Source organism: Colwellia demingiae, assembly GCF_007954275.1.
In the GTDB taxonomy this organism is placed as follows: domain Bacteria; phylum Pseudomonadota; class Gammaproteobacteria; order Enterobacterales; family Alteromonadaceae; genus Colwellia; species Colwellia demingiae.
In genome coordinates, this window is the sequence record NZ_VOLT01000003.1 from 575234 (window position 1) to 584668 (window position 9435).

At 38.3% G+C, this 9435-nt stretch carries 7 protein-coding genes; 6 read left to right on the forward strand and 1 reads right to left on the reverse strand.

Annotation, left to right across the window (positions count from 1 at the left end):
• Positions 1-77 precede the first annotated feature (77 nt).
• Genes ESZ36_RS08175 through ESZ36_RS08190 form a run of 4 tightly spaced genes read left to right on the forward strand, consistent with a single transcriptional unit; the run spans position 78 to position 6091 of the window.
• A complete protein-coding gene (locus tag ESZ36_RS08175) occupies positions 78-1226 on the forward strand; it encodes a tyrosine-type recombinase/integrase (RefSeq protein ID WP_146786074.1) in 1149 nt (382 codons plus the stop codon).
• Positions 1223-3469: a hypothetical protein gene (locus ESZ36_RS08180; RefSeq protein WP_146786077.1), complete on the forward strand. Its 2247-nt coding sequence runs from the start codon at positions 1223-1225 to the stop codon at positions 3467-3469. The genes ESZ36_RS08175 and ESZ36_RS08180 overlap by 4 nt, the downstream gene beginning before the upstream one ends.
• A gap of 12 nt (positions 3470-3481) precedes the next feature.
• On the forward strand, positions 3482-5503 hold the full coding sequence (locus tag ESZ36_RS08185) for a site-specific integrase (RefSeq protein WP_146786080.1): 2022 nt from the start codon (positions 3482-3484) through the stop codon (positions 5501-5503).
• Between the two features lie 3 nt (positions 5504-5506).
• A complete protein-coding gene (locus ESZ36_RS08190) occupies positions 5507-6091 on the forward strand; it encodes a hypothetical protein (RefSeq protein ID WP_146786083.1) in 585 nt (194 codons plus the stop codon).
• A gap of 168 nt (positions 6092-6259) precedes the next feature.
• Here the strand turns inward: ESZ36_RS08190 and ESZ36_RS08195 are convergent, their stop codons facing one another.
• On the reverse strand, positions 6260-6484 hold the full coding sequence (locus ESZ36_RS08195; RefSeq protein WP_146786086.1) for a helix-turn-helix domain-containing protein: 225 nt from the start codon (positions 6482-6484) through the stop codon (positions 6260-6262).
• 758 nt (positions 6485-7242) lie between these two features.
• Here ESZ36_RS08195 and ESZ36_RS08205 point away from each other — a divergent pair.
• Both ESZ36_RS08205 and ESZ36_RS08210 read left to right on the forward strand, forming a co-directional pair.
• Positions 7243-8676: a DEAD/DEAH box helicase gene (locus ESZ36_RS08205; protein WP_146786089.1), complete on the forward strand. Its 1434-nt coding sequence runs from the start codon at positions 7243-7245 to the stop codon at positions 8674-8676.
• An 81-nt stretch (positions 8677-8757) separates the two neighbouring features.
• Complete coding sequence (locus ESZ36_RS08210; protein WP_146786092.1) at positions 8758-9141, forward strand: hypothetical protein; 384 nt, start codon at positions 8758-8760, stop codon at positions 9139-9141.
• Positions 9142-9435: the final 294 nt, after the last annotated feature.

A 9435-nucleotide genomic window follows, 5' to 3' on the forward strand; every position in this document is an offset into this window, starting at 1 on the left:
CTTAATATCTTGACGGAATAGATTTATATTACAATACCATTAATATACGTCAAGAAAAATCAGGTTAGGATAATTAGATGATTGAATGCAAGAAAGTCGAAGGAATTGAGTTTGGACTACGCACACTAACATCATACGTTTTATTGCAAGACGGATTACCCCTCGTAGTGCCAACTGCATTCCTATTTAATACTGCGAAAAATAACAAATTTACAACTGTTGACACTTATCAAAACCTGATCAAGCAATTTTTCACTGGGATTGAGAGGTCTAAAAGAGCTGATGGTTCTTTTAGCGATTGGAACTCATTAACCGATAATGAAATGTCCGGCTACCTCTATGGCCATTTACAACAGAAAAAAAAACTCAAGGATAGCTCAATAGAATTGCATATCGCTGCCATATCCGGATTCTATCGTTATGCGTATGCTCACGGTTTTACTGCTCGTATTCCTGACTTTTCGTTTTCTTATCAAGAGGCAAATGACAAATCAACTTACCTTCGTAATATTTCAACAGAAATGCACGACGTGTACTTTACCGAAAAAGAATTCAAAGACAAGTTAGTTAGTCAGGTGAAGGAAAAATGTGGCTTTAATCGTGAACGGAATGAACTAATTCTGGCACTTGGTTACATGGCAGGCTTTCGCACCTTTGAGGTTACGCAGGAAGAAAACATGAATGTTGAAAACCTCAGGGAAAAATTACCTAAGGTTGAAAATCGATTGCCTTCTACACTAGAATTCGACGTGTACGGCAAGGGCAGTGTATACCGCACTGTTATTTTCCCTGTTAGTTTAGTGGATATAATTTACAAATTTTTATGGGGTCGGGCAAAACACATTAAAAATGGGAATTTGATTTGTCGTAAAAATGGCAAGCGCCTTATAGGCGAGAGCTTCGCCACCAAATTATTTCGTAAATGTGCAGACCGTTATTGTATCCGTCCAGAAGTCACGCCTAAAGAGCGTCAGCGTTGGAAAGACAGCACCTATCACAAAGGACGAAAATGTTTTGCAACCAATGCTGTTGCTTTGTGTATAGAATTAGGAAAAGACCCTTGGGTCTACGTACCACAGTGGATGGGGCACACAGACAAACAAATCACCTTTGGATACATCTACTTTGACGCACTGCTTAATAAACGAGAAGGCAAACTAGCCGAATTAAGTCTTGAAAATACTCAATATGGCAAACGTCATTACGCAAAAAAAGGAAATAAATGATGAGTTTTGATGAAATAGCCGATGCCACTGGGAGTCGTGAGTCTAATGATGCAACATTTATATCCCTTGAAACAATGGCACCCGCTACCGTAATTCCGATCAGAGTATCAGAGACAGAGGTAATAGTAAGTGGTCGGGCTTCAGGCACTAAAAAATCGAGTTTTAAAAAACTTAGCATCCCAGCAGGGTATGAAAACCTTCACATTATGCGTAATGTAATTTTGTATTTGCAATCAGCGGACTTTTTGTCAAAATCACTTACAACGAGATATAACGAGGTCAGGTCGCAGGAGAAGTTCTTTGAATTTATAGCCGAGCAAACACAGTATTTGAAAGATGGTGTACCGCTTAATGTGTATGAAGAATACCTTCGGTATCGAAAGAAACAAACAAAAAAAGGTTTCTATGGCGAAATGCTCCATATCGTTGAACCTACAAAATGGCTGTTAAAGCAAAAAAATCACGCTTTACTTCCCGTATTTACTACCGATTTTATGTCGTATCTGGTGTTTGCGCCAGATCTTCCTCCCCCGAACGACACACCGACTCAGTCATTAGTAGATTTATTTGGTGCGCGGAACTGCCCGTACAATGATAGTGATATGATCAAGGCGCTTCGCCTTGAGTGTTGTTTCATCAATGAAAAGCTTGGCGCTATGCGGTCTGGTTTATTGCAGGATAAAGTTCTTCAACAATGGGTAGATAAACTAAAAACAAACAATCTGCTCAATCACAAGTTTTCATCATATTATCAACCTTCTTTGACTATAAACACTAAGCACATTTCCAGTAAAATAAACGCTGATAAATATCAAATAATACAGGATGCCTATAATCATCTCTATAAGGTTATATTAGAGCAAGAAAACCCTCTTACCATTGAGTGGTTACTCCAACATGAACTGCCTGTCGCGCCTGACTTAGATAGCGAAACAGCTAAAATAGCTTGGGCAAAGAGATTCTTCGACAAGGAAAAAGGAAGAATAGTTACTTTTCAGATTAATTTAAAAAAAGTTCAGATAGTCAGCCTGAATGCATTGACGTTTCGGTTCCTCAATAGGCCATCCGATATAGAAACATTTTCAATTCAATGTTTGTTAGCTGCCGATTCAATCCAACGAGGTGGTTTAGATCAGCACGCATTAGTAGATTTCTCAATTACAGATAAGAGTCTGCAACTTGGATATGGCAAAGGCCGCCGAAATACGACCTCAGCAACGGCCATTTACAGCAGAAAAAACATCGTACATAACACCTTGAAAAACCATCATGAATTGATGTCAGAAGCACAAAGCTTTACCCCTAATTCCGAGCAAGGCGATACCTTGGTCTATAATTGGAAAGCAATAGGGAAAGGCCAAATTTCGTCCGGTTATACTGAGCTTAATTCGTTCATGTCACTTTTACTGGACAGAAAAACGCAACTGAACGCTCAATTTTCGGAAGAAGTCGGTGACGAAGGTAAGCCCTTTTTATGGCTACTAGAAAGGTTGGTTAAGCAGAATAATAAAAATCGGTTGGAACAAAACGAGTATGCAAAAAAAAACAGATCGAGAAAAAAGCGTGGTTTGAATGAACTAAAATTCAAAACGAAGCATTCAAAAATAGCTTTAAGCCCTGCCGCTATTTCAATGTCACGCAAGCGTATGGATGATAGCACCCATATTTATCAAAAAGGGAGTGAACCAACCAGCGATGCCGACTCATACGGTTCGGCTGAAACCAGAGCCGAATTAACTGCTCATTCCAAAGAAACGAAAGCCAATGTTTACAATGACCGCAGCAATTCACCTCAGAAAATAGAGTCTATGCGCAGATTCGGTGCGCAAGTCGGGGAACAGTATGAAAAAGAAGCATTGAAAATCAGTGAATATATCAAAAGTGCAAAAGTAGTCGATATGCAACAAGTACGCAAAATCCTGGATATCAGTAACTCCAAAGACGAGTTTGAAGAAATGCTTGAATCCTTAGATCTGGACACTGAGATCTGGGGCGGTATCAACCATCAAGGTCAAACCCTTATTGTAACCACTAAAATCACCGCTGCGCTTATCACTGGATACATTGCCCACATCAAAAAAGAACTGCATTCAGTGCGCTTGGATAGCGAGAAAAAAGCATCAAAGTGGCGAATTAATCTAGCCTACTTAAGTGAGATGCTTGAGCAATTCCCCTCCCATTTACAGCAAGCAGGCAAAGATATGCTGGCTGAATTTGACATCCCATACCCTTCACTGCTTTAGGAGCAATACTCAATGAATATCAATTTAATGCAAACCAATATAGCTCCTTTAGGGCATGACAACGATTCTCCGAAACTCATCAACAAGTTAACTGATGATGTATTTAAAATCACCGACAATATATCAGGCGAGGTAAAAGACTTGGACGTTGCCTTGCCTGATGCCAATAAATCATGGCGAATATGGGGAAGGCAAATGCTGATTAATGCCTGTGGGGGCTATGTTTCCCCTAACACGCAAGCATTAAGCGCAAGATATTCAATGGTAACTTCGGATCTTATAAAAATAAAAAAACTCACTGCATGGGCAACCAAACATTATCCTGGCAGGCCGCTAACTCAGTGGGGAGAATCCGAATGTGCATTTTTTGTAAATGCATTCGCATTTAATGAAATTGAAGAGACAGGTAGGCATGATCGCTTTAAGGTGCAGGAGTTATTTGCATTCAAGACAATAGATAAAACTCTAACTTTCTTAAAAAATACTGGCACATATTATCGCAAGGGATTGTTGAATGATGGCTTACTGGTATCTCTCCCTAAAGATTTTACCCAAACGGTGCTGAAACAGCAGCTCATTGATATGGGCGTAGATTATGTTGCATGGTTAAAAGGAGGGAGTTACGCCAGGTTCCCCTTGGAGATCAGTATGCTTCTTCTCAGCGAGGCGATTGAAATCTTACGCCGCCCCAGCACGCATCTATTGCAAGCGTATTTCCGCACCCAACGAGGTGAATTTAAGCTGCACGCTCAGGAGGTGGTTTTTAATGGGGTAAAAGGGGCAGAGCCTAGACTTAAGCAGTATCTAAAGGGGGAGGTTTTAAGCAAACGCCAAATGTGGGGGAAGAATAAAGACCTTAACAATACAATTCCACACTTTGTTTCTAAGGTTGAGGAAGAATACGCTAAATTACAAGGGCTTGATAAGCCACTCCCTTTTAGTGACATCTTCACCTTGAAAGGGAACAAACATGTTAGCGAGCTATGCGTGGAAGTCTATGATGCTTGCCTGATTGTCTTCCTCTGTCTCACAGGTATCCGCGTTCACGAAATATCCAATCTCGAGGCTGATGATTACGATATTAAAGCGGACGGAACTTGGATGTTTCGCACTAATATCAATAAAACACACTTCGGGTGTAGCGAAATGCGTAGCATGTCAGGATTGGTAGCGGAAGCCGCAATGATACTCAATGATTTGAGTTATGTGACCAAGCGCGGCCACACTGACGAAGCGAGCACGCATTTATTCGGACAATACTTTAAGGCCGCTCACTTCGACACTGCCCCATCAGACATCAAAGCAAGAAGGTTAGGTATTGGCACTTCTAGTATGAGACAACGTATTCAGATATTTTACGAAACTTTAATTAAAAAACATGGCGAGCATCTGCGTCAAATTTGTGAAGGCATCAATGCCCACGGCTTCCGACATTGTTTTGCTGAGTTTGCAATCAGGCGCTTTGATGGTGATGTTTTGGAGGCTATACGCCAACATTTTCGTCACCGTGTAGGTAGTGCATTCACAACCGATTACACTGATGGCAAGGGCTTTGCTGACATCAGTCAGGGCGCGGAGCGCAGATATATCAAGGAGTTACTGCATCGCATGGTAGGTGAAGATGCAAGCGATTTTACCGGAGCTATGGCGCTGCACGTTCGGCGTGAAGTCAATAAAATGGCATTTAGAAACCCAGATGAATTAGATGAATTTCTTAATGATTTGAGCAATGATTTTGACTCTTTAACACCGCACGAGTTCGGTTTTTGCCTAGTGTTGACAGAAACTAGACATCTATCAAAATGTCTAGATAAAAAAACGGGTGTACCTAATCTCCTTGAGGGATGTTTTGAACTGTGCTCAGGATGCCATCATTCATTTAGAAGCAAGAAGAGTAACCACGACAGTGTGTTGCGAAATGTACTCAGTCATGAGGATTTTTTAGACCGCTTTCCACTGAAAAATAGCCAGCATTTCAAAGTCAGTGAGCGATTGGTTGAACGTGGCAATAAAATTCTAGATGAAATGGAGTAGATTATGAAAAATTCAAAATTAGATAAATTAAGAAAAAAACCTGTCGAAGTGGAACTACCCGACTGGGTTAAATCAGGCAATAAAATGACTAGGAAGCTATATTATGCAACGATTGAACTGGTTGAAGAATTAAAAATACAGATTAAAAATGGGGTTTCTAAAGACCTTAAAGTTACAGACCGAACCCTAATTAACGCCCATATTGCTAAAAAAGCTGATGTTAGCGACACCAACATTAGAAAAGATCGGCAAGAAGGCTTGTTTAAATTTATTAAAGAACAGAATGATATTTTACTAAATATGTGGACGCTAGACGGCCGACATCCGACTGATGGACGCAGGATGTCTAAACCTGAGCTAGAAGTTGCTAAAAAATCCTTGCAGAGTGAAGTTAAGAACTTAGAGAATAAAAAGTACCATGAATTTTTCCGCGAGTTAATCAACTCGCAAGTGATAGTAGAACAAAGATCATTGGCAAAGAGATATGCAACATTACAAGCTGATTATAATACTGCGCAAGAAACTATTGCCAATCTAAGGCTAGCGCAACAACAACTCATTAAACAATTAAGTGAAGCAAATAAGTGAAACGTATTGCGATGAGTCTAAATTTCATTAATGCTTTAACCAAGTTTATTTATTTCAATAATGAGGAACAGTCTTAAAGAAGTGACAGATTCTATGACCATTCCGGATTGGAGATATATATACAACTCGAAAGATAATGCAGCTAGTAGCTTAAAAATACTGTATGAATTATGTTTTATCTTGATATAAAAATAATATTTCTATTTCTATATCAAGTGCCACTGCAAGGTAATTCACTTCGATATCAGTAACGCCTCTTACATTTGATTCTATTTTAGCTAGCGTACTACGACTAATTCCCCAATCAATTAAGTTACATTTTGCAGCTAATTGTTCTTGGGTCCATCCTTTTCTTTCACGAATGAGCCTTACGTTTTTTCCAATTATATTCATAACATCACTTGCTCTGCTATCGGAGCTTGATTGTCACAAATAAAAAGCCTAAAATTGCTCTGTATACAGAGCATTCAGTTGTTTTTTAGTAAAATTATGCATTAAAAAGAAAGGAAAACCTTTAGATAAGACACGGAAAAGTTAATAACTAAGCTATAAAATTAGTTGGTTGAAGGTAAAACTTATTATACGTATTACCTCAGGTAATAATCATTGTAAAAGTAGCTTAGGATTCACTTTGAAATTAGACCCTCTTGTAGCTCAAATCATCGTTATTAATACTTTTAATCACTTCACAACGAATGATGTCCGATCAACTTATTTGGTTTTAAAAAACGACCCATCATTAGATCCTGCAAGCATTAGACGAAAAATATAAGCTGAACTTTTAAAACTAGTCAAAAAAGGTTGGCTTACTAAGCTTGTTCCTAAGAAAAAAGGATTTACTCGTTTTAGTAAAACAGTCCTTTTTGATGTTAAAGCAATCAGGTTAAAAACTGAATATGAGCCTCCCAAAGTAATTAAATATACCGATAAGAAAAGTGAACAATTACTAGGTAAGTTAAATATCTACAAAGCAGAGTTGTTGTTGAATATGGGGGAGTCTGAAGCTTATAAAGAACTTTATTCTGAATTCCCCGAACTCATTAACGAGATCCAGCCGAAATACAACAAAGCTAGAGATAATAATACCAGAATACTAGGGAAGATAAGAGCCATTGAAGGCCTAATGAATCAAGATAGCCCTTAGGTATAATATGAAATTAAGAGAATGGCAAAGTGACTGTATCGCTTTAGCTTTACTGCAATATCAGAATAACAACAATCATTTTTTAGCGCTAGCAACACCAGGCTCAGGTAAAACCATAATGGCCTCGGAATTAGCGAACAGGTTGTTAAAAAATAATTTAATCGATTTAATCATTTGTTTTTCCCCTTCTTCGATTGTCTCTCAAGATTTTCGTGAAAGTTTGCAGTTAAGAACCCAAGAACGATTTGATGGCATGATTGGAGCTAAAGGTAGATCCCTCACTTATCAAAGCATGCAGTATCTTGATTGCAATTTTTGGCAATTATTCGAGCAGTATCGAGTCTTTGTTATTTTTGATGAGATACACCATTGTGCGGGGTCTAATATTGATAATGCTAATGCGTGGGGCGAACAAGTAATTCTTAATATTCAAGATAAGGCCAAATTTACTTTAGCGTTAACTGGCACTCCATGGCGTTCAGACGCAGCTCCTATTGTTCTTTCAAGCTACCTTCATCCTAGCAACAAAATAGCCTGTGATTATGTATATGGTCTTGCTGAGGCTATTACTGACAATGTTTGTCGTGTTCCTCAGATAATTGCGATTGATAATAATAATATTTCGGTTACGGATGATGATAAAACCAAAAAATTCAGTAGTTTCAAATGCTTGTTATCGCAATCAGTTATCCCCTACCAAGAAGTTATAGAAAATGAAAAGGTGATGGAATATGTTATTTCTTCAGCTCACATAAAGCTAACTCAGATACGAAACGTTAACTTAGATGCCGCGGGATTGATTGTCGCTTCATCTATTAAGCATGCACAGAAAATATCACGATTAATGAAAAATTGTTTTAATGAAGATAGCGTTATTGTTACCTACAGAGAAAACGAGCCAACAAGTATTATTCAACAATTTAGGCACGCAAAAACTCCGTGGATTATTTCGATAGGAATGATTAGTGAAGGTACTAATATTCCTCGTTTGCAAGTTTGTTGCCATTTAACGAATATAAAAACTGAGATGCACTTTAGACAGATCTTAGGTCGAATACTTAGAATGACGGAGTCAAAGAATCAAGAGGCTGTGATGTTTATGCCTGCTGAGCCGAAGTTGCTGGAATTTGCTTATCGAGTTAAGCAAGATGTACCTTTTGAGGCTGATGTTGTTAAGTTTGAAAAGATGAACGCTAATGTTGAAGACATTGTAACTGGTGAGGTTTTAGAGAATGCTATATTCGACAAGGCACTAAATGTTAGCTCTAAAGCAAAATTGAAACTTAGTGGATTTGATACTGTTATTGATCATCAATCCTTTGAAGAAACTAGTAGCATTATTGAAGAAAATTTTTTAACGAGTTCATATGAAAAAGTCGTTAATATTTTTGGTCGCTTTCAGCAAGAGTCTATTGCTTTGGGGCTGAGTGAGTTGAGGTGATATATGCTTAGTGTTCAGCAAATTAATGTTGTATCGATCCTTAATATTGCCTAACTTCTACGCCAAAATGAGAAATTGATAATGGATCTAGAAGAACTGATTTGTAAGGCACCTGGAACTAACTCAGCCTTTACATTACCTAATGAAAGCACTTTGCTTCAGTTAATTGAAAAGTGTAAATTGATTGGAATAACTGGTTATATAGACTTAGAAAAAGTCGATATGGGATCGTTAAGTGATCTGTTTTCTGAATTTGAAATCATCGTGTTAACTAATGTAGAGACCCTCAATGAACATCATGAGTTGCTTTACCGGTTGTCGTGTTTACTCGATTTTGAAGAGCCTTATGTTCTGTGTGTTGTAAGTGATATAAATAAATTTAATAAACTTCAGCATAACAAAGCAGGACCATTATACCTCCGTTGGTACTGGATTAATGATTTTGGCATATTTCCCCCCAAGTGAATGAGTAATAGATGAGACCTCTATTGACCTTCTTTTAGCGAGGGAGGTGAAATACTTTTAATCACCATGATGACCTTCCGCTTAGCCCGTGAAACAGTCTAAATTGAAGTTGATCTCCTATCTAACTTTCCGCCTTACAAGATCATTTTTAGACCATATACTCTAAGGCGCTAATAAGATGGTCCGCCTCCCCTAAGCTACACTTAGGGAGATTATTAAATGAGGAGAATCATCATGTCTACTATTAACATTCTTGGAATTGATATTGGGAAATCAACCTTTCACCTTGTTGGC